The sequence below is a fragment of the Leptospira inadai serovar Lyme str. 10 genome (assembly GCF_000243675.2).
GTDB classification, from domain to species: domain Bacteria; phylum Spirochaetota; class Leptospiria; order Leptospirales; family Leptospiraceae; genus Leptospira_B; species Leptospira_B inadai.
This window is the reverse complement of record NZ_AHMM02000015.1, coordinates 920,692-945,326: the sequence shown is the minus strand read 5'-3', so window position 1 is coordinate 945,326 and position 24,635 is coordinate 920,692. Positions and strand designations below refer to the sequence as shown.

Annotated in this window: 17 protein-coding genes; 7 read left to right on the top strand and 10 right to left on the bottom strand. The window is 45.6% G+C overall.

The window, feature by feature from the left end; all coding sequences use genetic code 11:
- Positions 1 to 26: 26 nt before the first annotated feature.
- On the bottom strand, positions 27 to 407 hold the full coding sequence (locus LEP1GSC047_RS08035; RefSeq protein ID WP_010410629.1) for a hypothetical protein: 381 nt from the start codon (positions 405 to 407) through the stop codon (positions 27 to 29).
- A 744-nt stretch (positions 408 to 1,151) separates the two neighbouring features.
- The gene (locus tag LEP1GSC047_RS08030; protein ID WP_010410632.1) at positions 1,152 to 2,075 is read right to left on the bottom strand and encodes a lipase family alpha/beta hydrolase; all 924 of its coding nucleotides are present in this window, start codon (positions 2,073 to 2,075) and stop codon (positions 1,152 to 1,154) included.
- 431 nt (positions 2,076 to 2,506) lie between these two features.
- Here LEP1GSC047_RS08030 and LEP1GSC047_RS08025 point away from each other — a divergent pair, with 431 nt between their 5' ends.
- Positions 2,507 to 3,745, top strand: coding sequence for a glycerate kinase type-2 family protein (locus tag LEP1GSC047_RS08025; RefSeq protein ID WP_010410635.1), 1,239 nt, complete (start codon positions 2,507 to 2,509; stop codon positions 3,743 to 3,745).
- A 23-nt stretch (positions 3,746 to 3,768) separates the two neighbouring features.
- Here the strand turns inward: LEP1GSC047_RS08025 and LEP1GSC047_RS08020 are convergent, their stop codons facing one another.
- A complete protein-coding gene (locus LEP1GSC047_RS08020) occupies positions 3,769 to 4,758 on the bottom strand; it encodes a diguanylate cyclase (RefSeq protein WP_039934437.1) in 990 nt (329 codons plus the stop codon).
- Positions 4,759 to 4,941: 183 nt separating this feature from the next.
- Between LEP1GSC047_RS08020 and LEP1GSC047_RS08015 the strand changes: the two genes are divergently transcribed.
- A complete protein-coding gene (locus LEP1GSC047_RS08015) occupies positions 4,942 to 5,421 on the top strand; it encodes a four-helix bundle copper-binding protein (protein WP_010410640.1) in 480 nt (159 codons plus the stop codon).
- Positions 5,422 to 5,484: 63 nt separating this feature from the next.
- Here the strand turns inward: LEP1GSC047_RS08015 and LEP1GSC047_RS08010 are convergent, their stop codons facing one another.
- From LEP1GSC047_RS08010 to LEP1GSC047_RS07995, 4 genes are all read right to left on the bottom strand, one after another.
- Complete coding sequence (locus LEP1GSC047_RS08010; protein ID WP_020988383.1) at positions 5,485 to 6,912, bottom strand: sensor histidine kinase; 1,428 nt, start codon at positions 6,910 to 6,912, stop codon at positions 5,485 to 5,487.
- An 8-nt stretch (positions 6,913 to 6,920) separates the two neighbouring features.
- A complete protein-coding gene (locus LEP1GSC047_RS08005) occupies positions 6,921 to 7,370 on the bottom strand; it encodes a response regulator (protein ID WP_010410647.1) in 450 nt (149 codons plus the stop codon).
- Positions 7,370 to 9,619, bottom strand: a complete 2,250-nt coding sequence (locus LEP1GSC047_RS08000; protein WP_020988382.1) for a PAS domain S-box protein — start codon at positions 9,617 to 9,619, stop codon at positions 7,370 to 7,372. The genes LEP1GSC047_RS08005 and LEP1GSC047_RS08000 overlap by 1 nt, the downstream gene beginning before the upstream one ends.
- Before the next feature lie 133 nt (positions 9,620 to 9,752).
- Positions 9,753 to 10,214: a peptidylprolyl isomerase gene (locus LEP1GSC047_RS07995; protein WP_010410654.1), complete on the bottom strand. Its 462-nt coding sequence runs from the start codon at positions 10,212 to 10,214 to the stop codon at positions 9,753 to 9,755.
- Between the two features lie 226 nt (positions 10,215 to 10,440).
- Here LEP1GSC047_RS07995 and LEP1GSC047_RS07990 point away from each other — a divergent pair, with 226 nt between their 5' ends.
- Genes LEP1GSC047_RS07990 through LEP1GSC047_RS21615 form a run of 4 tightly spaced genes read left to right on the top strand, consistent with a single transcriptional unit; the run spans position 10,441 to position 18,892 of the window.
- A complete protein-coding gene (locus tag LEP1GSC047_RS07990; protein ID WP_010410658.1) occupies positions 10,441 to 13,161 on the top strand; it encodes an adenylate/guanylate cyclase domain-containing protein in 2,721 nt (906 codons plus the stop codon).
- Positions 13,145 to 15,265 (top strand): FecR domain-containing protein, encoded by a 2,121-nt coding sequence (locus LEP1GSC047_RS07985; RefSeq protein WP_010410661.1) that lies wholly within the window; start codon positions 13,145 to 13,147, stop codon positions 15,263 to 15,265. Before LEP1GSC047_RS07990 ends, LEP1GSC047_RS07985 begins: the two co-directional genes overlap by 17 nt.
- Positions 15,255 to 16,439, top strand: a complete 1,185-nt coding sequence (locus tag LEP1GSC047_RS07980; protein WP_010410663.1) for an LIC11435 family protein — start codon at positions 15,255 to 15,257, stop codon at positions 16,437 to 16,439. Before LEP1GSC047_RS07985 ends, LEP1GSC047_RS07980 begins: the two co-directional genes overlap by 11 nt.
- Complete coding sequence (locus LEP1GSC047_RS21615) at positions 16,433 to 18,892, top strand: autotransporter outer membrane beta-barrel domain-containing protein (RefSeq protein ID WP_020988322.1); 2,460 nt, start codon at positions 16,433 to 16,435, stop codon at positions 18,890 to 18,892. Before LEP1GSC047_RS07980 ends, LEP1GSC047_RS21615 begins: the two co-directional genes overlap by 7 nt.
- On the opposite strand, the gene LEP1GSC047_RS07970 is transcribed toward LEP1GSC047_RS21615, so the two are convergent.
- A complete protein-coding gene (locus tag LEP1GSC047_RS07970) occupies positions 18,889 to 20,766 on the bottom strand; it encodes an ABC-F family ATP-binding cassette domain-containing protein (protein WP_010410675.1) in 1,878 nt (625 codons plus the stop codon). The two genes, LEP1GSC047_RS21615 and LEP1GSC047_RS07970, sit on opposite strands and share 4 nt — an antisense overlap.
- Before the next feature lie 50 nt (positions 20,767 to 20,816).
- Positions 20,817 to 23,048: a PAS domain-containing sensor histidine kinase gene (locus LEP1GSC047_RS20825; RefSeq protein WP_020988362.1), complete on the bottom strand. Its 2,232-nt coding sequence runs from the start codon at positions 23,046 to 23,048 to the stop codon at positions 20,817 to 20,819.
- A 258-nt stretch (positions 23,049 to 23,306) separates the two neighbouring features.
- Between LEP1GSC047_RS20825 and LEP1GSC047_RS07960 the strand changes: the two genes are divergently transcribed.
- On the top strand, positions 23,307 to 23,729 hold the full coding sequence (locus tag LEP1GSC047_RS07960) for a response regulator (protein ID WP_010410680.1): 423 nt from the start codon (positions 23,307 to 23,309) through the stop codon (positions 23,727 to 23,729).
- Here LEP1GSC047_RS07960 and LEP1GSC047_RS07955 read toward each other — a convergent pair.
- Entirely contained in the window at positions 23,705 to 24,619 is a 915-nt protein-coding gene (locus LEP1GSC047_RS07955; protein ID WP_039934434.1) for an alpha/beta fold hydrolase, read from the bottom strand. The two genes, LEP1GSC047_RS07960 and LEP1GSC047_RS07955, sit on opposite strands and share 25 nt — an antisense overlap.
- Between the last annotated feature and the right edge of the window lie 16 nt (positions 24,620 to 24,635).

Below are 24,635 nucleotides of genomic sequence, written 5' to 3'. Positions count from 1 at the left end.
GTACAAAAATAGGTCCGAGCTCGGACTTATTTTTGTTTTGGCTTCAGATCGAATTTAGGAAGATTCTTTTTAAGAAATTCGGTCAGCTCGGATTCGAAGATCAAGACCGTATCGGTAATCCTTTCCGAAGACTTCGAGCGAACGACTCTTTTCTGTAATAGTTTTCCGGAGAATAAAACCGGTTCTTTCCAAAACGGGACCCTTAGCTCAATCGTTGCAGTTTGGCCATCCGGTTCGGGATGGAAACGATCAAGAGTAAGACTAAGAGAAGTGCCTTCTATACCTTCCCAGGTTGCCGGAAAATTCCCGGATTCGGAATGTACTTCTACCGGCACTCGAACCGTTTGGAAGAACCTGTCTTTGAATTCTTGTACTATCTTGTCAAATACGGGAATTTCCACGAGCATTACGTCCCTTACCTTTTACTAACAAATAAGACTTGGTGCGGCGCAAACAAATTTCATTTTCTTTGGAAAAAAACCTGGATTTCCTGCAATTTTAGCCGGAAAATTGCATATTTTTCACCCAAAATCGCTTTCGGAAGACGAAATCTGCTGCCGACTGGGCCGCTTCGCTACAAAAACCGAGGAAGAAATACGCGGGCGGCCCCCTTCACTTCGTTCCGGGTCACGCTGCTCCGGGCTTCGCTTTCGCTCCGGTCTCAGCGACTCTTTTCTCTTAACATAAACCGTTATCCGCAAATGCTGAGACTGCTTCGCACCCTACACATCGTTGCCGCTTTCAGAGGACAGAGGACGGAAGACAGATGACAGTAGCTGCTCGATGTTGTGAAGGTTATAGAAGTAGAGGAGATATTTACTGTAATGCAGGAATCTTTCCATAGAGCATGGAAACTCGGCTCATCAATGTTCTGTCCTCAGTCCTCTGTCTTCTGTCCTCTGCAAGACAGACGCGCTCGCTTTGCTCACGCTAGACAGTAGCTGCTCGATGTTGGAAAGGCCGTATAGTCAGAGGAAAATCCGCTGATGCCTCGCCCCAACATAATTCGTTTTTAAAAAAATTGTTGTCAGGGTAATAGGAATAATTGTCTGTCCTCTGTCCTCTGTCCTCTGTCCTCTGTCCTCTGTCCTCTGTCCTCTGTCCTCTGTCCTCTGTCCTCTGTCCTCTGTCCTCTGTCCTCTGTCCTCTGTCTATTGGCGACTTTGTGCGTTAGACGCCATCGTTAAGAAATAACCGTTGGTGTCATACCAACTTTGTCCGGTATAGAGAGCATTCGTTGCCTCCAAATGATCCACTCCGGTCGTTAAAATTCCATAGGAAGGACCGCCCATCCAAGTTCCCCAAGATTGAGAAGAGGAAGGAACTACTCCGTCGTTTGCAATGCTCATCCCGTAAAAAGGAGCCCCGATTGCACAGATCGGAAAGGTCAATCCCATCGCAGGATGCTGAATCAAGTCCGGAACCGTAATAATCGAACCGTATGAAAAATATTTAACCCCGGATGCGTTCGGCGTGACATTATTGAATGCGGCCAGACCATCCGTGGTCAATAATTTCAATCCGGCAATCGCGTTTTCATTCGATTCGCCGTAAACCACTCCTACAATCGCATTCAAAACGGCGGCAACGTAGGGAAGTGCCCAACTCGGAATCACGTTTGCTACCACGTTTGCAACGGGGCTACCGTAATGCGGAGTATTCAAGGTAGTCAAAGTGGCGACTCTATTCGACATTCCCAAATTCGAGACCATATACCGAGCATCTAGTCCGCCTTGGGAATGTCCGATCACGTTAATTTTTCCGGAATAATTATTCGCAGCAAGTGCAGTGAGAATCGCAGTCTTCAAAAGAGCAGCGCGATTTGCGGAAGAATCCATCGCAGTTACGGTAGGAGTTATGACCGTAGCACCCTGAGATTGAAGATAAGCAGCGTTGCCACCCCAATAATCGATAATACCGGAATTCTGTCCCCATCCGAAAATACCGTGAGCCAAAACAATCGGATAAGATCCGCTTAATGGCTTGCTGGAAGAACCGCCTCCGGAAGCCAAGACGGCCCCCGAAGCAAAAAAGACCAGTAACGCTAAAACCCAAATCCTCGCTACACGAACCATTTTAAACCTCTTCTCATTCACTATTCTATAAAAGGCTCTCTCCCCTTAGGCCCTATTTGTTTGGAAGGCCCTCATTCAGGTGGAAAACCCGTTTCTCTTCAAAGCAACTCTCAGTTTTTACTCGAAATAAAATTCAGAACGTTCGGTATAAAAAATATTCTAAACTTTCAAGTCCGAGTTATATAATTCGGTCGAGTTGGCCAGGAAGGACATATATATAAAATGGATGATTTGTCAATGGATTATCTACAATAGACATCTAAAATTATTGAATTTCGAATTTTTATAAACCGATTGTTTGGTTTAAATTAAAGAATGTGGTAGTTTGGCGAATCGATCATTGGAACACCCAAGGGTTTCCACGACTAGCTTGAACTTGAATCGAACCCGGCGAAAATTACTGTAATTGGCAGGATTGCTCCAAAACAAAAATGACGAATTTTACACCTTCTGCTGAACTAGCCGAGAAAATCGCAAGAGCCGCCATCGAATCTGCGATGCCTATGGCGAAAGTTCAGGAGGCATTGCGAAAAATCGAGCAACCCGAATCTTGCCTAGTCATCGCCGTCGGCAAAGCTGCCTTGCAAATGACCGAGGCAGCGGGAGATATTTGGGGAACTTCGATTCAGACTTCGATGGTTCTGACAAACTATCTGCCGTCGAACCTTCCCAAAGATCAGGAAATTCTGCTCGGGAATCATCCGATTCCGGAATCGGAAAGTTTTCAAGCCAGTCGACTCATTTGGGAAAGAACCGCTTCCTTATCGGAAACGGATACGGTTCTCTTTCTATTGTCCGGCGGAGGTTCGTCCTTATTCGAATTTCCTCGCATCGGAGTCAGCGAAAGTCGCTTAACCGATTGGTATAAGAGATTTCTTTCTTCCGGCGCATCCATTCGGGAAGTGAATTCCTTACGCCCTCTTCTATCCGGAGTAAAGGCCGGTCGGTTCCGAAACCATTGCGAACCGGCGGCGATGATTCAATTAATCCTGTCCGATGTGTTGGAGCCGGATCCGTTTTGGGTCTCGTCCGGACCGGCACTGCCCTACCCGGTTCTGCGGTCCGAGATAGAGCGGATCCTCGATCGCTATGGTTGGTCCGCGGATTCCGAATTATTCTTAAACGGATTCCCGCCGACTTTGAAAAAGGATACGAGAGATCAAACGATCGTAATCGGTAGCCTTGAGCAAGCGCTTCAATCCGCCGAATCTTTCGCGATTCGATCGGGTTTCCGCGTGGAGAGAATCCAAGCCCCGATCATAGGCGAGGCAAAAGAAGCGGGTATAATTTTAGCGAACCTAGCGAAACGGAAGAAAACCCAAGGGCCCTTGGTTCTGATAGGCGGAGGGGAGACTACCGTTACCCTAAAAGGGGACGGACGAGGCGGGAGAAATCAGGAACTCGTATTATCCTTCGCGAAAGAAATCAAAGGCGAATCCAATTTACTTTTGCTCTCCTTCGGAACGGACGGGATAGACGGGAATTCGAAAAATGCGGGAGGATTCGCAGACGGTTCGACATGGGGGGATCTCCTATCCTCAGGAATCGATCCGGAAATTGCATTAGAAAATAATGATTCTGCGACCGCGTTAGAAGCGATCGGAAATGCGTTCATTACTCGGCCTACAGGAACCAACGTCAATGACATTCAAATTATAGTTATCGCATGAATATCGATCGAATCGAAGGATTATTAAGAATAAACCGTCGACTGATTTCGACCCGACTCCTTAGATTTGTACAATGCCTGATCCGCTTTTTGGACGAGTTCTTCCTTGCTCCCGCTGGTTTTCGTGGATCTCTGAGTCGCTACTCCGATGCTGATCGAAACATTCGGAGACGCCACGGAACTTTGATGAGGAATATTCAATGCCATGACTTTGGTTCGGATATTTTCCGCAACGATCAGCGCGCTATCCGAATCCGTTTCCGGAAGAATAACCGCAAATTCCTCCCCTCCGTATCTTGACGGAAAATCTCCTGCGCGTCTGGCAGTTTCCTTTAGCACAGTCGCAACCTTTCGAATACATTCATCCCCCGCTTGATGTCCGTAAGTATCGTTGAATTTTTTGAAAAAATCTATGTCGATTAACAATAACGAAATCGGTCTGCCCGAACGACTGGCTCGTTTCCATTCCACATCCAAAATCTCGTCAAAGAATCGACGATTCCAGATTCCCGATAAACCGTCCGTTCTCGATACTCGTAGTAAGGTTTGGTACGCCTCCGAGAGTTTGTCCGTGATCTCTTCCAGATCCTTTTCTCTCTGGCGACGCTGGACCATCTCGTGTCTTAGGCGCAATGCGGAGCGAACGCGGGCTCGCAACTCGGTTGCATCGAACGGCTTGGTCACATAATCGACCGCTCCCGCTTCAAAGGCCGATTCTAATGTCTGAGTATCATGGATAGCGGTTATGATGATAACCGGAAGATCCGCGAGTTCGTCCCGTCCTGCAAACTGTCGCAACAAATCTAATCCGTTTTGCCCTCCCGGTAATAGGATATCCAATAGCAATAAGGAAATTTTTTGTTTATTATTAGGATCGCCTTGGAGTCCCAACCATTCGAGCGCGGTTGCCGGCGATTGAGTGGCGACTATATCTCCGTATCCGGCCTTTCTTAAAATTCGCTCCACCAAAAGGCAATTTTCCGGAGCATCGTCTAAAATCAAAATTCGATCCATTCCTCCCGCCATAGAGTTCGCGATATTTTTTTCATCACTTGCCGGAAAATTCTGCATTAACGTACGTATTGGACGATCAATTCCTTTTTTCAACTATAGTTCCGCTCGAAATTTCGAGCAGGCTGTTGAAAAGTTCTGGCTAGGGCTTTTGGCGGATATCATAGTATTCCCAAGGTAAAAAGCATGAATTCCAAACTGACAAGAACAGAATTTTTCGGTGCAGCCGGAGCTACTCTCCTAACACTAGGAAGTCTCTCCGAAGTACTTTCGCAAGAACATGATCATTCGCAAAAAAAAGGACACGTAAAGAAGAAAATCGAAGGAAAATCGACTCTGCTTACTTCCGCCATCCTGGCATCGGGAGAATGCGTTGTACGCGGGGAACTCTGCATCGCTATGTGCATAGAAGCCCTCTCCTCCGGAAAATCGGAACTAGCCGACTGCTTAAAAAGCGTCGAGGAGACTGTCGCTTTGTGTAATGCTTTCATAAAACTCGGAAGCTTAAATTCGACTTCTTCGAAAAAGATAGCGGCGATCTGCCTGAATGTTTGCGAATCCTGTGCGAAACAATGCGATAAGCATGCCGATCATCACGAAGAATGCAAGGCCTGTGCCGATGCTTGCAAAGCTTGCATGGTTGAATTTAAGAAATTAGCGGCATAGACTCGCCGAAGGAAAGAAACGTATTTTTTCCTTTTGGAAATGATACGCATTTTTCAATCAAAATCAATTAGTCGGGAAAATAATAACAAAACGGGTTCCTTTGGAATCCGTCGTTACGGACAAGTCCCCTTTTAATTGTTTGGATAAAATTCGGACAAGTTGCAGCCCCAATGTTTCTTTTTTTTCGATTTCATCTAGATTCGGAATTCCTCCCCCATCGTCTCCGATTTCCATTCGAATCGTCTTTTCGTCTTGGACGGCAGAAATGAAGAACTTACCGAACGTTCGATTCTGGAACGCGTATTTTAATGAATTCGTCGCGATCTCGTTCAGGATCATGCCGAGAGGAATAGCGGTGTCCACTTCCAAGCTCAATTCGCCTACTTCTATCCGCCTTTCGATTTCCTCTCCTACTCCGTACACGTTCCAAAGATTGTCCAAAAGTTTGTCTATATACGATCGTAATTTTACATCCGCGAGATTCTTAGAATTATAAAGCTCGTTATGAACCAGGGACATCGAGTAGATTCTACTTTCCGTATCTTTTAATTCCCGGATTACCTCTTTGTTTTTAGCGTAATTCGACTGTAGATTCAACAGACTAGCCATGATCTGAAGATTATTCTTAACTCTATGATGTATTTCCTGCAGTAGGACCTCCTTGTCTCGAAGAGACTCTCTTAACGATTCCTCGGCCTGTTTCCATTTAGTAATATCGACTACGATCGCCAAAACTATTTCGCGTCCCCGCAATTTGAATTTATAGGAAGTCACTTCGACCAAGATAAATTCCCCCGTACGTCGCCTGTGGACGGTGGTGACAGGCGGGTTCTTTCCGCTTTTCAAGGCAGCGTGTTCCGACATGGCTTTCTTTGCCCCCGAAGCGAGTCGAATGTCGGAAATCGCTAATCTTTGAATTTCTTTCCAACTGTAACCGTAAAGCCTTTCCACCTCCTGATTAGCGTCGATGACTTCCAGAGTTTTATAGTCGTATACCCAAACGGCAAGAGGGTTATTTTCGAAAAGTAACCGATATCTTTCCTCGCTTTCGCGTATAATGGAAGCCTGCTCGTTCAATTTAGAAAGTAAATCGTTACGCTCCATAGCGTATAAAATGGACCGATTCAGTAAGTGCGAATCGAACTTGCCTTTGATCAGGTAATCTTGCGCGCCGGCCTTTAAAGCCTCGCTAGCGAGCCCCTCATCCTCCGAACCGGAGCATATTACGATCGGTATTCCGGAAAACTCCAAACGTATCGCATCGAAACCGTCTAAGCCGAAACTATCCGGTAAGGAAAGATCTAAAACGATGCATTCGATCTCACCCGGGCGGGAGCGAAGGATCTCGAGACCTTCGGCGGCCGTATTGGCATAGGAGGTACAAAGGGAATGACCTCCCGCCTCTTCTAAATAGAGGCCGATCAATCTTGAATCGGCGGGATTATCTTCTATTACGAGTACCTGTTTGACTTTGATCAGCGTTGAGGTCATTTTCGCACTCATCTTGGCGGTAACGTAGTAGTCTGAAACCAGTAGATTCGCAACGATTGCATAGCTTCGATAAAGCTCTCGAACTCCACAGGTTTTTGTATGTAGGAGTTCGCATGTAAATTATAAGTTTGTAAAATATCCCTGTCGGAACCGGAAGTCGTCAGAACCACGATAGGAATCCTTCTTAGATCGGGATCTCCCTTCAGTTCCTTCAACACGTCAAAACCGTTCTTTCTGGGAAGATTTAAGTCCAATAGAATCAGATCCGGCCTGGAATTCCCCGAATCCGAATACTGTCCTTCGCCTTTGACATAATCCAAGGCTTCCTCGCCGTCCTTTACGACTATTAAATTCTTGGATTTAGGCGCTTCTCCAAGTGCCTCTAAAGTCAATCGAACGTCGGCCGGGTTATCTTCCACGAGTAAAATATCGAAGGTTGCCTTAATTATCGAATTCATCAGTCTCTCCGAACGGGGATCGTGAAGAAAAATTCGGATCCGACGCCGACGTCGGATTCCACCCAGATCTTTCCCCCATGGTTTTCAACGATCTTTTTGCACACGGAAAGCCCGATTCCTGTGCCGGGAAATTCCGACTTAGGATGCAATTTTTGGAATATAATAAATATTTTATCGAAATAACGGGAATCTATCCCGATTCCATTATCCGCTATTCTGAATTTCCACTCGGCTCGAGTCTTAGCGGCTGAAATTACGATCTTCGGACTCCGTTCTGGACTCCGAAATTTTACGGAATTTGTTATTAAATTCTGGAATAATTGTCGTATCTGATCGGGTTCTCCGAGAACAACCGGCATCTCCCCTTCGATCTCGATACGAACCTTAGCCTCTTTCAACACCGAAGATAAGTCTTCTCGGATATTTTCCAATAAGGCCTTAACGTTTATTTTTTCCCATCTGTCTTCTTTTACGCCTAATCTGGAATAACGGAGTAACGATTCGATCAGTCCTTGTTGTCGCTTAGCGGCTTCGATCGTAATTTGGATGAATTCCTTCGCTTCGGAAGGTAGCTGTGGAGAAAATTTCCTTTCTAAAAGCTGCAAGTAACTGGCGATGGTTCTTAACGGTTCTTGCAGGTCGTGAGACGCAACGTAAGCGAATTGCTCTAATTCGCGGTTCGTCATCTCCAAATCGGATACCGCTTTTTTAAGAAATTCCCTGACGAATACTTTCTCCGCGATGTCCCGATTTACCATGATCAAACCCGCATCGTTTCCTCTTGGATCCGAAATCTTCTTGAAACTAGTCTCGAGATGAATCCTTTTTCCCGATTTCAAGGTATGGATTATCTCGGCATTGGCAATTCCGTTACGTTCGTATTCATCCATCGCTCGAGTACGATTTCCGTCGGAAATCCAATCTTCCTGAAATAGTTCCCTATAATGTTTTCCGATTAAACTAGGATCGGAAATTTCGTACATATGCTGCGCAGGAAGATTATAATAAGTGATTCTAAATTCGGAATCCAAGGCGATTACCGCGTCGCTGATTTGCGATAAAAGTTGTAAATTGAATCTGTTCTCGGCTTCCGTTCTAACTCGCTGAGTCACGTCCGAACCGGACACCAAAATACAATCCCGACCGGAAAACCGAAAATGAGTTAACGCGATATCCAGGTAAAAAAATTCTCCGCTCTTCTTCCGATGCAGTACTTCCGAAAAAAAATTAGGTCCAAGCGCCAAGTTTTGAACTTTATCCAGGACCCAAGATCGGTCGTCGGCGGGATGGATATCCAGAACGGTCTTTTCCAGAAATTCCGATTCGGAGTAACCGCAAACCGACTGAGCGGTCGAATTAGACTCTAGGATCCGGAAGGACTCCCGATCGAAAATATACATAATCTGAGGATTACTTTTAAATAAATTACGATAATTTAATTCACTTTCTCTTAATTTATTATTCAAAACCTCCCGCTCCGTGACGTCGTAACCGATACCTAAAATCTCGGTTGTTCTACCTAATTCGTCGAATCTCGGATATAACCAATTTTCAAAGACTTTACCTCTGACCCGAGATTGGTAAAAAGAATCGACTCCTCCGATCGCTTTTTGGATTGCCTGATTCCTTTCGACCTGATCCGGTTGCGAATCGAAAAAATTCCTGCCGATCACGTCCTGTACGGTTAAACCGAGTCGCTCGAATCCCTTTCCTTCCGCAAAAAGAATGACCCCATCCAAATCGAAGGAAAAGACGATGATCGGAAGAACTTGTAGAGCGGTGCTAAAATCGCCGACTTTCCGCAGGAAGGAAGCCTCTCTCCTTTTTGAATCGGTGATATCGATGCTTACGCCAATCAGTCCTTCGATTTCACCCTCGGTTCCGAAAACGGGTGAGAAACGGCTGGAGAATATTTTTCCCCCAAAGCGGGTCTCGGCTTCGATCATTCTACCTTGAAAGACGGACTGGAAAATCGCCTCTCTCGTCATGGGTCGAAACTCACCATTCGAATCTCGAACCCTGCCCGACCAATCTACTTCGAAAAAGGAAGCTCCAACCAAAGACTCAGGTTCGATTCCAATTCCGAATATTCCGCAACCTGCTGCGTAGGTAAACGTTCCATTTCTATCCGTAGAAAATAGAACGAGTGTTACGTTGGATAGAATGTATTCCAATCGATCTTTATATACCTGACCCTCGCTTAACACGAAGTCGATGGAGGATGGAATAGACTCGTTCGGCGTTCCCATAGTTAGGGCTCTCTTTCCAGGACAGTAGAAACTCCGTGGAAGAGGGCTTAAAATATGGCGAAAATGAGGATTTTACAAGTCTTTTTCCGCGCCATATGGTTATAATTCAGCCAATCGAATGAATTATTGGCAACTATGTCTCTAATATTTCCAAGCTTTCAATGACTACTGGCTGGACCGGACGATCACCTGGTCCGGTCTCTGTCTCGGAGATCCCCAGGACTATATCTTCTCCTTCTGTCACATGGCCAAAGACTGCATGCCGATTATCCAAATAGAGATTGTCTCGGACATTGATGAAAAACTGAGAGCCGCCCGTATTTGGTCCGGCGTTTGCCATGGAGATGGTAAATTTCTTATTTTTTAGATCCGGATGGAACTCGTCTTTTATTTTATACCCCGGTCCACCGGTTCCGGTTCCACTCGGACATCCACCCTGAATCATGAAATTTGGAATGACTCTATGAAAAATGAGTCCATTATAATATCCCTTTTTGGCTAACTCGATGAAGTTTCCGGTAGTGACAGGGGCCTTCTCAGTATCCAATAAAACAGAAAAAGTTCCTCGATTAGTAACGAATTTTGCGAAAGGCATTTGCTTCCTCCTAGTAGTCCAAAATTTCTCCTATCCCGGTGTTAGCAACCGTTTCCGGCTTTTACTAACTGGAACAAATTCCATTTCCCTTCAATTTGACTGTCCTCAATTCCGATAATTTAACAGAGGCATTTCGGAATATTCTTTTCGTTGCAAACGGGAAATTTTTTTCTTTATTTTAAGGGATAACCAGATCTGAAAGACGTTTCTTTCGATCGGACAAACGATGAACTCTTCGGCTAAATACATTCCCTTCGGGACAAACGGTTCCGTCGCTTTCTGGGAGCCTGTCTCCTCCCATGCCCGGTCGAATAGGCAACAGATTTCGGATTGGTCGGATCGCGGGATCAAAACCGTTGTCTGCGTTTTCTCCGAAAAAGGTTCGTCGATCATTACGGATCTGGAAGAGTCGCTTCACGGAGAGGATTGGAAACTTTATGCATTAGAAATTCCTTTAGGACCGGAAACGAACGAGTCGGTTTTCTTTTGCGCTTGGAAACTTCTTCAGTCGATCGGAAGATCCAATATTCTATTTCTGGTTCCGGAAGAATTGAATGAAAGATGGGAAGTCCTGCTTTCTAAAATGGTCCTGTCTGCACACCCTCATTTGGCTCCGGGAGAATTGGGAGCCTGGTTCCCGTCCTTATCCGGTGACTCTGAACCGCTATTATTAAACGACTTTAAAAGTTTCATTTCGAGAAGAAAACCTCCAAGGGAAATTCCGGAAGGAAACCGAGGGGAATTCTCCGTATTTTTGAGGGAATTACCTCTCTCATTTCGAGAAATTAGTTTGGGCGGTTCCCATCCGGAAAACGGGAAGAATAACGGCTTAAAAAACGGTAAAGTCGATAAGCTCGAAGAAAAAAGAAAAATTCAGGTTTCCAGTAAAGAATCCCAATCTCCCAGGGTCCCCGGATCCGACAGTCCTGCGGCTCTCGACGATTTTGCAAAGCCGAAAGATCTAGATCTTCCCGCTGCTTCGATGGAATCCCTTGTCGAACCGAAGGAAAGCGCCCCCGATTCGAAGCGAGAGAGTCCTCCCCCGAAAGAAACCAAAAAAGAAATCCCCGCTCCGGTAGTCGCTCACCTGTCGCCCGCCGATCAGACTAAGGCGAAATTTCCGCTTCAATTAAAATTAATGGGAGTCATCTCCCTATTAATGACCGTTACGGTTTCCACGGTCATCCTTTACGCGTCCAGCGAATTCAAAAAAAATTATGAAGTTCGGGTTTTAGAAACGAACTTCTCCTTGGTAAACATATTAGGTATTAAAGTTAAGTCGGACTTAAAGGATATCCGGGACAAGGGAAAATCCCTTACCGACAAATTACTCGATCCGAAAGGACCGGGAGCTTACGCCGATTTATTTTTTCGAAACGAACCGGACTTTCTATTAGTCGGAATTTATAAAGTCCAAGGACAATCCTTAAAAAAGGACGTAGTACTTTATAACGATTCGTATTTGGAAGGAATTTCCTCGAACCGTGAAGAGTTGGACTCGGCAATCAAAGGCAAAGAATCGACTTTTTTAAAAACTCTCAATTCGGACGGTCGAATCGATAACCTGACTCCGGATTTCAAAGAACCGGCCTTTTCCATATCCGTAGCGGACGCTTCCAAAAGCAGAATTTTGATTTATGTTCTTAGATCCGAAAGACTTCTGAGTGCATTCCAAAAACAGGATATTAACGTTCCGTTCCTGATCAACGGAGACGGAGATCTAATCGCTCATTACGATCCGCAACTTCTCGCCTCTCAGACGAATTGGGCCGACTTACCCATCTTCGAAACCATGCTCTCGGCCGTCCGCGAAGATAGTCAGCAAACTCGGTACCAGGATTCCACCGGAACTAGATACTACGGATCGTTTCAGAAAGTAGGTTTCGGAGGAGCCGGAGTCATCGTCACCGTACCCGAAGAGAAAGTCTTCGAGATGGTTTACAGAATTCAGACAAAAAACCTTTTGATCATGGCAATCGCGTTGTGTATGGCATTGATAATCGTATTTTTCCTCGCTAGGAATATTACAATTCCCTTATTAGCTCTCCTGAACGCAACCGTCGAAATAGCGAAGGGAAATTTCCGGATCGGAATCAAGTCCACGACAAAGGACGAAGTCGGGCTTTTGACCGATTACTTCGTTACCATGGGCAAGGGGCTCGAAGAGCGGGAAAAAGTTAAGGATGCCCTAGGTCGATTCGTTAACAAAGAGATCGCCGAAATGGTCCTAAATCAAGAGTTGACCTTGGGTGGGGAAAGAAAGATGTGCGCGATCTTTTTTTCCGATATTCGATCCTTTACTGCAATCTCCGAAAAATTACAACCGGAAGAAGTCGTCGAATTTCTAAACGAATATATGACCGAAATGGTTCATTGCGTAAATCAGACCCACGGGATCGTGGATAAATTTATAGGCGATGCCATCATGGCGACTTGGGGTGCCCTGAAGTCTTCCGGAACTCAGGACGCCGAAAACGCGGTAAACGGTGCATTACTAATGCGTAAAGCTCTCCAGAAATTCAACGAAGGGAGAGGGGGTGATAAAAGGCCGGTGATTCGGATCGGCTGCGGATTGAACTACGGACCGGTGATCGCGGGACAAATCGGTTCGGAAGAACGACTCGAATACACGGTTATCGGTGATGCCGTAAACCTGGCCTCCAGGGTCGAAGCTTTAAATAAACCCTTCGGAACCGATGTGCTGATCACGCAGGATCTATACGATCAGGTTCGAGAGATCTTTGCGGTCGAAAAAATGCAATCGATCAAGGTGAAAGGGAAAGCTGAGCCTCAAGTAATCTATGCCGTATTGGGCAGAAAAGACGACCCGGCAACGCCCGCCTCGGTGGCGGATCTCAGAAAGCTCATCGGAATCGAATTCGATGCGAAGAAAGCTAAGCATGACGGAGATCCGGAAGAGGAAGTAAAGTATGAGATACTTGACTGACGCCAAATTCGTAGTCACCGGCCTCGTACTGCTGATTATCTTTTTCTCGTCCTTACTTTATATATATGCGAATGCGGGCCCGAAGTCGGGAAACAATAAGATCGTAGGCGAACTTAAATCCAAACAACTTAAGATTTTAAGAAAGCTAGATTCCGAAGTTGTCTGGGAAGAGCTGGATCCGAGCGATCCGATCCGCTTTAGGGACACGATTCGTACTGAGGAAGGTTCTTTAGCCGTACTTTTGTTCAAAGACGGAAGCAACTCCACGGAAATTCAGATGGGCGAACGAAGTATGATTCTTATCGAGGACACGGATAAGATCAGTTTCGTGTCCGGTTCTCTGTCCGCCACCAATAGCGGAGATGCAAGCAAGTTGCAGATCAGTTCGGGAGATACGAAGATATCTTTGGCAAACTCAAATGTGCAACTTTCAAAAGACGAAGGTAAGGCCCTAAATTTGGAAGTCAAGGAGGGACAGGCCAAAGTCGTCTCATCTTCGGGTGAAAGCGTGCTGAACGGAAATCAGGCTGCGGAACTTAAGGGAAACACGTTGGAAGTTCGCACGCTAAAATTAGAGCAAATCGCCCCGGCGGACGGGGCGATAGTACCCGTAAAGGGTGAAACTTCGCCGTTGCGTTTTGCCTGGAAGCCCGAAGCAGGAGTAAAAAACTATTATTTGGAAATCGCAAAGGATCCGTCCTTTCGCATCGGGCTTAAACGAATTCCTGCAACGGACTCAGAGGTTTCGGTTAACGTATCAGTCGGAAACTATTTCTGGAAAGTAGCCGGAAGAAATCCCAAAACAGGTAAGAATGAATCCAGTTTGGCGAGAAATTTAAGGGTCCTCTCCTGGAACAGCCCTAGGTTGCTCTCCCCCGCCGCAAAAGAGACGTTTACTTTCACGACGGGATTTCCAGTGATTCGGTTCCAATGGTCGGTCACGGATCCTAACGCCAGATACACTCTGGAAATCGCGGAAGATTCAAACTTTAAACAAATCGCATTCAGATCCGAATCCAAATCGGGATTCGCCAAATGGGAATCGAAGTCCGAAGGTAATTTTTTCGCGCGCGTCAAAATGCATTCCGATCGAGAAGGATTTTCCGAAGAGGTATCCGCGGCAATACCGTTTTCCGTCAGAAAGCTGGCCGAGGCGGAACCTCCCCGTCTACATCGTCCGTTGCCCGAAGAGGAAATCGGATTAAGGATTTTCAAAACCGGAAATTCCTTTTTTAGTTGGTCGGCTAATAGGGAATTTCAATCCTATACTTTAGAAATTTCTAATGATCGAGAATTTAAAAATATACTCTTGTCCCGCACCGGATCGGACAATTTTCTTAAACCGGAATTCGATTGGAAAGAAGGCGTTTATTTCTGGAAAGTACGGGGCAATTTGAAAGACGGCGGAAAAAGGGATTCCTCTCCTCAAAAATTCGTGCTAAAACATGTCGATTTCATAAAACTTTCCTCTCCGAAAGACGGTACGGAATCCGGGCACCCATCCGACGGAAAAATAATTCTTCGCTGGGATAGACCGGATCCGAGCGGGCTCTATAGAGTCGAATTAGCGAGGGATGCGTCTTTCGAAACGAAACTCACGGATTCCAGAGTGAGATCGGGCGCTATTACGGTATCCTTGCCCTCTCCGGGTTCCTTCTACTGGAGAGTCGGCCTAGTGACTCCTAATGGAGAAACTCTCGTTTCGAGTTCGGTGGCAAATTTCAGGACCTCGGATTCAGCCCCGTTTGTAACTCCGGTGTATCCGAGAGACCGGGATAAAATCGACTTAGACGATAAAGAAAGCCTTTCTTTCTACTGGGAAACCCAAGGAACCCCCGAAATTTACGTTTTAGAATTACTCGAATCCCAAGGAAAAAACTGGAAACCGATCTTAAAAAAGGAAATTCGAGGAGAAACATTCGAATTTCGGGAGTTGTATAAACTAAGGGCAGGAAAATATCAGTGGAGATTAAGCGCTAAATACAAAGACGAAGCGGGCAAAAGTAGGACTACAATTCCTTTATCAAGGGAATTCAACGTTCTTTTATCCGCAACCTTAAAGGCGCCGGAAGTATTGACTCCTAAGGAAATTTATGTCGAATAGTCGTTTTACAAGCCCTCAAGTAATGCGCCTATTTATTCTAGCGGGTTGCCTATTTTTCTCCGTTTCCCTCTTTGCAAAAGACAAGGAGGATGGAGTCAAATTAGAATGGAAAGCAATTCCGGATTCAGGCGGATACCTGGTCGAGATCAAGGATTCGAACGGAAGAATCACGCGAGAAAAAACGACCGCCACGCAAATCATCGTGGATTTAAAACCCGGAACCTATGAACACCGGATCGGAGTTTTGAACAGATACGGTCGAGTCTCCATTTTTTCATCTTGGATTCCGTTTGACGTCATTCTTTCCAGGCCCCCTGTTCTAACTTCCTCTACGAAAAATTCTTATCTGAGTCAAGATCTACCGGAAACTTTCGAACTGAAAGGTAAGTATTTAACCGAGGCGACGAAAGTATCTCTAAGAGACTCTAACGGAGAAGAAGTTCAGATCATCAAGTCCGTCGAATATAAGGAGCCTGATACGATCCTAGTTTACTTCGATAAGAAGAAAGTTCCGGAAGGGATTCTCTCTTTGCGATTGGAAAATCCTAGGAACAAAATTACCGAAACGGAAGCCTTTTTACTCGTCGCCGATACTCAGGAGCGACTTGCCGCGTTACAAAAACGATTAACTCCGCCAGAACCCTTCCGTTTCGATTATAGAGCGATCGCAAGATCCGCAGTGCTTCCCGGTTGGGGGCAAGTATACCAGGAAAAGTCCAAAATCAGATCCTATTCGTTTCCGATTTTAATCGCAGCCGTCGGAGCCTACACGTACTATAAGGGTGAGTCGTATCTTCATTCTGTGAAAGATTACGATGCTGCGCGTAGAACGAATGCGTTGTTAGGTTATAGCGTTCAAACCGGGAACGTCTCCGTATACCCGTTGGCCCTGATTAATTATCTGCAAATTCCCGGTAAATATAGCGCCGCCTCAACCTCATATCATCAAGTCGAACTTTCCATAGGAATATTAGCAGTTCTTTATGCTCTCAATCTCGCGGATACGGCTTTTTTTCCGGGTTCTAGACAGGTAAAAATCGAAGGTACGGACAAAACGGCCAGCTGGTCACCGGTCATAAGAAACGAAAGAGACGGAGGTGGTTATTCGTTTGCCGCCTCCAACCAACAATATTTACGCCAAAGAGTCGAAGTTGGGGTACAATTTTCATGGTAGAAAATCGTATTACCGATTTACGATTTAATAATGGATCATTTTATATCGCGTCCCGGTCCGTCGTCTTCCGATCCGCTTTAGTACTAGTATTTTCCGTTTTTTTTTCGGGCTGCTACAAAAAGCCTGTGCAAGGCTCCGTACTGGATTTTCTTACGTTTAGTTCCGCATCCGCCGTATCGACGACCCCCGTTCCGATAAAAGTCCAGGTGACCGGGTTAGGAGGAAATACGTTAGTCGTAAGCAATAGTCTGAACGAATCGTTGACGTTCAACTCCGACGGCACGCTAACATTCCCCACTCCGGTGTCTCCGATAAGTTCGTACAATGTGCAGATCGTATCCGGACCTCCTGTGGCCAGCAATTTGTCCTGTCGGATCAATAACCCGAATGGACCGATCACTTATCCGTCTACGTTAATCGTAATACAATGTGCTCAGGCCTTCAATAATTTGAGCGTCACGGTTGTAGGAATCGCCTCGAGTAATACCTCTACACTATTGCTTCAAAATTCCACCGATACTCTTTCTTTTACGGGAAACGGAACCCAAATCTTCGCTAATCAAGTAGGAGCCGGGAACGCGTACAATGTCCAAATCCTGTCGACGCCCTCCGGGCATAATTGTGCGGTCACGACCGTACCGAACCCCGGAACGATGCCGAACAGCACCTTTACAATTAACGTAAATTGTCTGAGTGCAATCGCGTTTTCTCCTAATTCCATGCTGGTTCCCCAAGCCAGTTCCGCATTTATTAAATTTTCCTCCCATGGGATTAATTCCTGCGTTATCAACGGCGCCGCAACTATTGCCGGAAGAACGAATATAGGATCAGGAAACGTCAGCATCAGCACATTAGCGGCGCCCAACGACGATACGATTCAATTGACACCCGGTCCCGCGTCTTACTGGGGAATTAGTGCCGGACAGGTCTTCGTGAACTTGACCGGCTGCAAGGACGGAGCCGGAAATTCCGTCGTGAACTCGACGGGAGTTTGGTACAACTTTGACGTTACTTCAAACGTTATGTATGTTTCATTTACGGGCGGAAGCGATTTAAATAACTGTAATTCGATTTCCACCGAATGCAGAACCGTTCAAAGGGGGGTCAACGCCTGCAATGCAACCGGCACGGTATGCTACGTCCTAGTACAAGGAGGATCGACCTACCCTATCACCGTAACCGCGACCGATCAGATCTTATTGAACGCTAAAACTTCCGTCTTAGGAAGTTACGATTCGACATTTACCGTTCAGGACGTAAAAAACAATCCTTCCGTTATTTCAGACAATCAAGTTTGCGCGGGGGCTTATCCCGGAAGTATTTGCACTCCCGTTCTTATAACCACCGCTGCACTAACATCGGCCTCGGACTTCATTCAATTTAGCGGGTTTGTCGTAAAAGCATTACCGAATGCGGACGCTTCTGCCGCGATTCTCATCGGAGGGACGGCCGGTCCCGGACAAGTACGAATCGGCGGGAATGTTTTGGACGGGGGCAAAGCAAGTGCAAATGCGGCTTTGGGAGGAAAAGTCGGAATCTATATAACGGCCAGCGCAAACGTCTTGGTCGGATTCAATTACGTTTACGGAGGCTCCGGAAGAAATATATCTGCCGGAGTCGTAATCGACAGTTCCTCGGTAGTTTTAGCCTATAATCGAATCAACGGCATGCAATCCGCTCCGACCGGCTATAGCTCCGGAGTGATCGTCCAAAACTTCAGTTCGGCGTATACTTCCGCGATCGCCGATAATGAAATTAACGGAATCCAATATTTGAATCAAACCACGATTCTTCCGGTCATCTCGTACGGAATTCAAGTAACGAGCTCCGCGGATCCGACGAATTTATATATCTTTAATAATAGTATTTACCTTGGAAACGCTACGTCGGGTGTGGTGGGTAACGCCACCGGAATTACTGCCCAAAGTCTCGTCGGACTTCCCTACAGCATCTATAATAATCAGATATTCGGACAATCAGGATCGGCTCCCAGCAACGGTGTGGCGTTAGCGATCGGAAATTCGCCGGCAGCGGGGTCGGTGGTTCGGGGAAATAATTTCTATACGAACATTCCCGCCGTCATCGGAGGGACGCAATATTCCGTTTGCGGAAATTTCACTCTCTCCTCGACTCTTTGTTCGACGCCTACCCTCCCGCCTACCGGTAATTTCACCAATTCGTATAACGCGAACCCGAATTTTATAGCTACCTCGTCGGAAGATTTCGTTTTCTTCCCGAAGACGCCCGGCGCGCTAGGAACTCCTTCTTCGTCAACAATGCCCTGCACTTCGATGTATGGGGGAGTTACACCTCCGATTCCCGCGGCGTATCTACCTTTATTCAATACGGACCTGGCTTTAACGACCAGAACCACGACACCCTATCTCCTACAACCGCTAGGATCGAACGCGATATCCGTCGGAGCGTTCGAACTAAATTCGAATTGCCTCTAGACTTCCTTGGAAGCTAGGTCTTCCCATTCCCCGACTTTCCGGACAAGTTCTTCCTGGATTGTCGTTAATCTCTCTCCGGAGATCTTCGCTTTTTCCGGAGATGCGGTCCCCGACTGCAGCGTCTCGACGAGAATTCGTTCTTCCGACTCCAGCTCGGATATCTCTTTTTCCAGTATTTCCAACTTGCGCTTATCTTGATATCCGAGTCCTTTCTTTTTTCCGGATACCGGATCCTTGGGAGAGATCGATGACTTTTGTTCCTCACCGTCCGGATTCCTCTCTCGGTAAAATTTATATTCGAGATATTCCGAATAGTTTCCGGGAAACCTTTCGATATCTCCCTTTCCATTCATTATAAATATATAATCCACAACCCTGTCCATGAAATAGCGATCGTGGGACACGACTAAGACCACGCCCGGAAAATCCTGTAAAAAATCCTCCAATACCGAAAGAGTGGGAATATCCAGGTCGTTCGTAGGTTCGTCGAGGACGAGAAAATTAGGATTCTTCATCAGCAGAACGACGAGATACAGTCTTCTTTTTTCGCCGCCGGAAAGCCTTTCAATCTTCGTCATCTGCAGTTGAGGCGGAAACAGGAACCTTTCCAGGAATTGGGACGCCGACCATAAGGAGCCGTCGGCCATTCTAACCGTAGGAGCTACTTCTTCTTTTAGATAATCCAAGACCCTTTTTTCCCCGGGTAAATCACGGGTAAGCTGATCAAAATAGCCGAACGTAGTATTCACTCCCGAAGATACGTCCCCGGTATCCGGCTTTTCCCTACCGGTCACGATATTCAATAAAGTGGTCTTCCCGGCTCCGTTAGGACCGACGACTCCGATACGCTCGCGACTTTTAAAGATATAGGAGAAGCCTCCGATGAGCGAGGAGGAGTAGGATTTCTTAATATTTTTAAGTTCTAATATTTTTCCTCCTAACCTTCTTCCGGACACCGAAATATCCAGAACGATGTCTTTTCCGCTTTTCTTGCGATCCAACACTTCCAATACTCTGTCGGTTCTAGCTTTTTGCTTAGTGCCTCGAGCCTTCGGTTGCCGTTTCAACCATTCCAGCTCCGTTCGTAAAAACGATTTACGTTTGACTTCCTCTTTTTCCTCGACGATCTGCATCTCCACTTTCTTCTCCAAATACAGATCGTAGTTTCCCGGAAAAATCCGAAACGTCCCTCTCTCGATTTCCAGAATTCTTCCGGCGACTTCCTCTAGGAAATAACGATCATGGGTCACTAATAGAACGGCTTTTTTCGTCTCTTTCAAATAATCCTGTAGCCAAAGGATGGCATCTATATCTAAATGATTGGTCGGCTCGTCCAATACCAAAAGATTGGATTCTTCCGTTAAAGCCTGAGCCAAGGCGACTTTTTTTACCATTCCGCCGGATAACTCGCCCATTCTTCTCGAAAAATCAGCAATATTTAATTCTCTTAACAGATTCTTTAAATCCGATTCGAGCCCCCATGCTTGCTTCAAGTCCATTTCCGTCATCGCTTCCTGGTATTCCCTTTCGGCTTCGGTCCCGCCTTTTTCGAGTAAGACGCAGGCGGTTTCGTATCGCCGGATGGTCCCCATCAACGGGCCGACTCCCGAAAGTATATGCTCCAAAATGGTGTAACCGGAATCGTAAGAAGGAAACTGAGGGAGGTAGGAAATTTTCAGAGTTCTGTTTCGAACGACTTTTCCCTGATCGGGTTCTTCCGTTCCTAAAAGGATGCGCAGGAGTGTCGACTTCCCGGAACCGTTGATTCCGAGAAGACCGGTCTTCTCCCCCTCGTCGACGCCGAAGCTGACGTCTCGAAATAGACTCTTTTCACCGATGGTTCTAGAGATGCGATCGACGGAAATTAAGTTCACTAACTCTACAAGCTTTCTGTAGATACCGGACGATCAACCTTTTTCCCGATCTAGGTTAGATTCGAGAGTTCTATCCGATAATGAACGCCGGTGTCCGACGGGACCAAATTCCAATCGGCCTTAAGTTTTCCGAGCAGCATTCCTACCAATTGCAAACCGAGGCTTTCCGATTCTTTGATGTTAAACCCGGTGGGCAGTCCGATTCCGTCGTCCTTAACTTCGATAATTAAGGTTCTTGCGGTTCGGGTAATTCCTATATTGATATTCCCGGCCCTTTCTCCCGGAAACGCATATTTCAAGCTATTTGAAACAAGTTCGTTCAGTACGAGAGCCAAAGGGATTGCGAAATCCAAATTTAACTTCAACTCGTCCGATTCGACGGTGTATTTGACCTTACGACTGGCGCCGAACGACTGAACGAGCGCGACTAAAAGATTATTAAGGTACTCTTGAAAATCCGCGTCCGCTATCGATTCGTTTTGATATAACTCTTTATGAATAAGCGCCATCGATTGAATGCGTCGTTCGCATTCCTTAATAATCGAAACCAATTTCGGATCGTCCGTAAATTCGGTTTGCAGGCTCAATAAACTTGAAACGACCTGCAGATTGTTTTTTACTCTATGATGGATTTCCTTAAGCATTACTTCCTTATCGGTAAGCGATATCCGTAAGGTTTCTTCGTATTGGTAGCGCTCGGTAACATCCCGGATCACCTGGGCGGCTCCTATCAAATTATGACTAAAGTCCCTGATGGAACTATAATTTATTTCTAATACGATATTTTCGTTCACTAGACCCGAAATTCTTCGCTCGACACGGAAGACATCTCCCCGCAAGGCGCGACTCCAGTTTTCTATAATCGTGTTTCGCTCCTTAGGATCGGTCAAAAAAACGTCGGAGATACGATCTCCTTCGCTGATCCTCTTTCCGTAAAGCTTCCAGACCAAAAGTTCGAACGAACTATTGCAGGCCATCACCCGCATATCCATATCGACGGCGCATATCGAATCTTTGACTCCTTCGATAATTGCCCGAAGCCTATCGTTGGCTAGCATGATTTTTTTCCGCAATTCGAACAGTTCTTGTTGCGCTTTTTTTCTTTCGGAAATATCCCGAAAGATGACTTGCATGAACTTACTGTCTCTCTGTTGGAATGCGATCCCGGTGACTTCGACTTGTACCTCGCTGCCGTCTTTCATTATAAATTTCTCTTCGATGGGGGCCAACGGCATTTCAAATTTCAGAGCGCGCAACATTCTATCCGAAACCAATTTTTGGGAATCCGGATGAACGAAATCGAAAACCGATCTGCCTTCGATCTCTTCCAGGGAAGAATATCCTAATATTCTTAAACCTGCATCATTCAAATAAAGTAATTTTCCTTCGGAATGGAGTCCGATTCCATCCGGACATACTTCCACCAATTTCCGATATTTTTCTTCGCTAGCCAGCAAGGCCGTCTCCCAGACCGTTCGTAAAGTCACGTCCTTTAAGAAAATGACTGCTTCTTTTATCATTCCTTCCTTCTTCAAAGGTGCAAACGAAACTTCCAATTCGGAGTTCATTTCGGTCGGAAACAATCGACTAAAATGCCATTTTCCTTTTTCTCCGGCAAAGGCTTTCTCGAGTTGCGAATTGAATATTTCCCGGTGTTCGGGGGAAAGCAAAGAAGAAAGGTTAATTCCTTTCTGGAGGGACAATCCGAATTGATTCTTGACTTCCTGTCTACCGGAGGAATTTACGTATTGAATGATACCTACCTGATTTAATTGGATAACCCATTCGTCGGTACTATCCAATAAAATCTGAATATAGTCCAATTGATCCCGAAGTATAATTTCATTTTTCTTTCGTAATGTGATATCCTGGATGGACCCGTAAATTTGAACCACTCTACGCGTTTCCGGATTTAAGATCGGTTTTCCATGATCTCGAATCCAAAGTATCTCTCCGTCTTCGTTCAAAATTCTATATTCTTGAACCGACGCCTTTCCCGTGAGGAGAGTCTTGATCTTTTCGGAAACGAGCCCCTTATCTTCAGGATGCACGTTTAATAAACGATCGATAGGAAGTCTATTTTTCTTATGGAAGGGTTTTTTCCCGAAGAAGCGCCAAAAACTTTCATTCGCCCAACCGACTTGAAATTGATAATCCTCCGATACGTCCAAACGATACATAAAATCGTAGGTGACTTCCGGCAAAAAGGAGCGCATCTCCTCATAGGATTTTTTTCCGAACAAACGTTTCGTAGACCAGTTTCGAAGCCAAGTAAACGTCATTTTATTTCCGAGAGCGCCTAGAAGCTTTCGCACTTCCATTCAGGACAGATTACTAAATCGTCCCCTATTTCCTCGATTGATTTTTCTAACGCTTTGCGAATATGCACAATTTACTGGGTAATATTCCATAGTTTAGACATTATTTAATTCCTGAAAAGAGCAAGATAACGGCGTCCTATAATAGAAAGAATGCGTTCTATTCCGAATTGAAAAAGAGATTTATGAGGAAGCAAATGCAAATACTGCGCTAAATAAAGTATGAATCCAACTCAGGGAAACGGAACTCCAACAACGATTCGAACGCTTCGAATTCTCGTCGCCGAAGACGATCATATCAACCAGGTCATTGCAAAAAGAATGTTTCAGAAATCGGGATACGAAGTCGAAATCGTAAATAACGGACTGGGAGTATTAAACGCCATTCGTAGAAGCAAATACGATATCATCTATCTCGATCTCATCATGCCGGAATTGGGAGGATTCGAAACCGCTCGTAGATTACGGGAGGAATTCAAGAAATCTGCGGAATCTCCCTGGATCGTCGCCCTCACTGCAATTTCCTTGGCGGATGAACTCGAAGAATATTTGGAATCCGGAATGAACTCCTTCATTTCCAAACCTTATAAATTCGAAGATATTCGCGATTCTATAAACGATTATTTCGAAAGAAAATCCGTGTAGATATTCGCGACTTCCACCGGTTTTTCCAACATCGGGACATGCCCGACATCCTTTAAAATCACCTTCGTAGAACGGAAAATTCCTTTTTCCAATACTTCCGCTCCGGATACGCTAAGAACACGGTCCGTATCCCCCCAGAGAATCAATGTCTTCGATTTTATGGATTTCATATTTTCTTGAAGCGGAAATCCCTTGCGAATATCCTTAAATACGATTTTATTAAACTCGGCGTTTTTAACCGCTCTTTCCGCGAAATACCCTTTAAGAATCGAAGGTACCTTAGGAGGATTCACGAATATGAACTTCATTAATTCTTCGAACTCGTCCGTGTTGGTGACGATGAGATTATTTTTCCCGTTCTCCATATTTTTGGAGAGCTCGCTTTTTATCGGGCTATTGATTCCGCTCGGAGCGAATAGGCCGAGAGAAAGAATTTTCTCCGGATGTTTAGCGGCAAAAACTCCGGAAATGCATCCACCCATGGAGTTTCCGACTATATGAAATTTATCCCAACCGATGGCTTTCGTAAATTGATCCAATCGCTCCACTTGTTGATCGATCGAGTATCCTTGATCGGTTAATTTCTCGTTCTCTCCAAAGCCGGGCAAGTCGACGGCGATAATATCGTATTTGTCCGTCAATCCTCCGGCAAACCGGGTCCAATTGTCCTTATCCCCGCCGAAACCGTGAACCATTAGAATCTTTTCTTTACCGCTTCCTCCTTCCAAGTAAACCCAATTCCAAGGAGCTTGTTTTAGTTCCTTCTTCTCGACGTTGGACTTCCAACGCTCATAACCGAATCCGAATCGAACTAACGTTCCCGAACAGGAAACGAAGGTTAAACTAAATAGCAAAAATGGTAGAACGATACGGGTCAAGGCGGCTTTCATCCAGGTTTCTCGCGAC

What these genes read in the sequence shown, in the direction of transcription:
- LEP1GSC047_RS07980 (WP_010410663.1), top strand. Translation starts at nt 15,255, where the DNA reads ATGTCGAATAGTCGTTTTACAAGCCCTCAAGTAATGCGCCTATTTATT.
- LEP1GSC047_RS07985 (WP_010410661.1), top strand. Translation starts at nt 13,145, where the DNA reads ATGAGATACTTGACTGACGCCAAATTCGTAGTCACCGGCCTCGTACTG.
- LEP1GSC047_RS21615 (WP_020988322.1), top strand. Translation starts at nt 16,433, where the DNA reads ATGGTAGAAAATCGTATTACCGATTTACGATTTAATAATGGATCATTT.
- LEP1GSC047_RS08020 (WP_039934437.1), bottom strand. Translation starts at nt 4,758, where the DNA reads ATGGATCGAATTTTGATTTTAGACGATGCTCCGGAAAATTGCCTTTTG.
- LEP1GSC047_RS08010 (WP_020988383.1), bottom strand. Translation starts at nt 6,912, where the DNA reads ATGACCTCAACGCTGATCAAAGTCAAACAGGTACTCGTAATAGAAGAT.
- LEP1GSC047_RS07960 (WP_010410680.1), top strand. Translation starts at nt 23,307, where the DNA reads ATGAATCCAACTCAGGGAAACGGAACTCCAACAACGATTCGAACGCTT.
- LEP1GSC047_RS08030 (WP_010410632.1), bottom strand. Translation starts at nt 2,075, where the DNA reads ATGGTTCGTGTAGCGAGGATTTGGGTTTTAGCGTTACTGGTCTTTTTT.
- LEP1GSC047_RS08035 (WP_010410629.1), bottom strand. Translation starts at nt 407, where the DNA reads ATGCTCGTGGAAATTCCCGTATTTGACAAGATAGTACAAGAATTCAAA.
- LEP1GSC047_RS07955 (WP_039934434.1), bottom strand. Translation starts at nt 24,619, where the DNA reads ATGAAAGCCGCCTTGACCCGTATCGTTCTACCATTTTTGCTATTTAGT.
- LEP1GSC047_RS08000 (WP_020988382.1), bottom strand. Translation starts at nt 9,619, where the DNA reads ATGGGAACGCCGAACGAGTCTATTCCATCCTCCATCGACTTCGTGTTA.
- LEP1GSC047_RS07990 (WP_010410658.1), top strand. Translation starts at nt 10,441, where the DNA reads ATGAACTCTTCGGCTAAATACATTCCCTTCGGGACAAACGGTTCCGTC.
- LEP1GSC047_RS20825 (WP_020988362.1), bottom strand. Translation starts at nt 23,048, where the DNA reads ATGACGTTTACTTGGCTTCGAAACTGGTCTACGAAACGTTTGTTCGGA.
- LEP1GSC047_RS08025 (WP_010410635.1), top strand. Translation starts at nt 2,507, where the DNA reads ATGACGAATTTTACACCTTCTGCTGAACTAGCCGAGAAAATCGCAAGA.
- LEP1GSC047_RS08015 (WP_010410640.1), top strand. Translation starts at nt 4,942, where the DNA reads ATGAATTCCAAACTGACAAGAACAGAATTTTTCGGTGCAGCCGGAGCT.
- LEP1GSC047_RS07995 (WP_010410654.1), bottom strand. Translation starts at nt 10,214, where the DNA reads ATGCCTTTCGCAAAATTCGTTACTAATCGAGGAACTTTTTCTGTTTTA.
- LEP1GSC047_RS08005 (WP_010410647.1), bottom strand. Translation starts at nt 7,370, where the DNA reads ATGAATTCGATAATTAAGGCAACCTTCGATATTTTACTCGTGGAAGAT.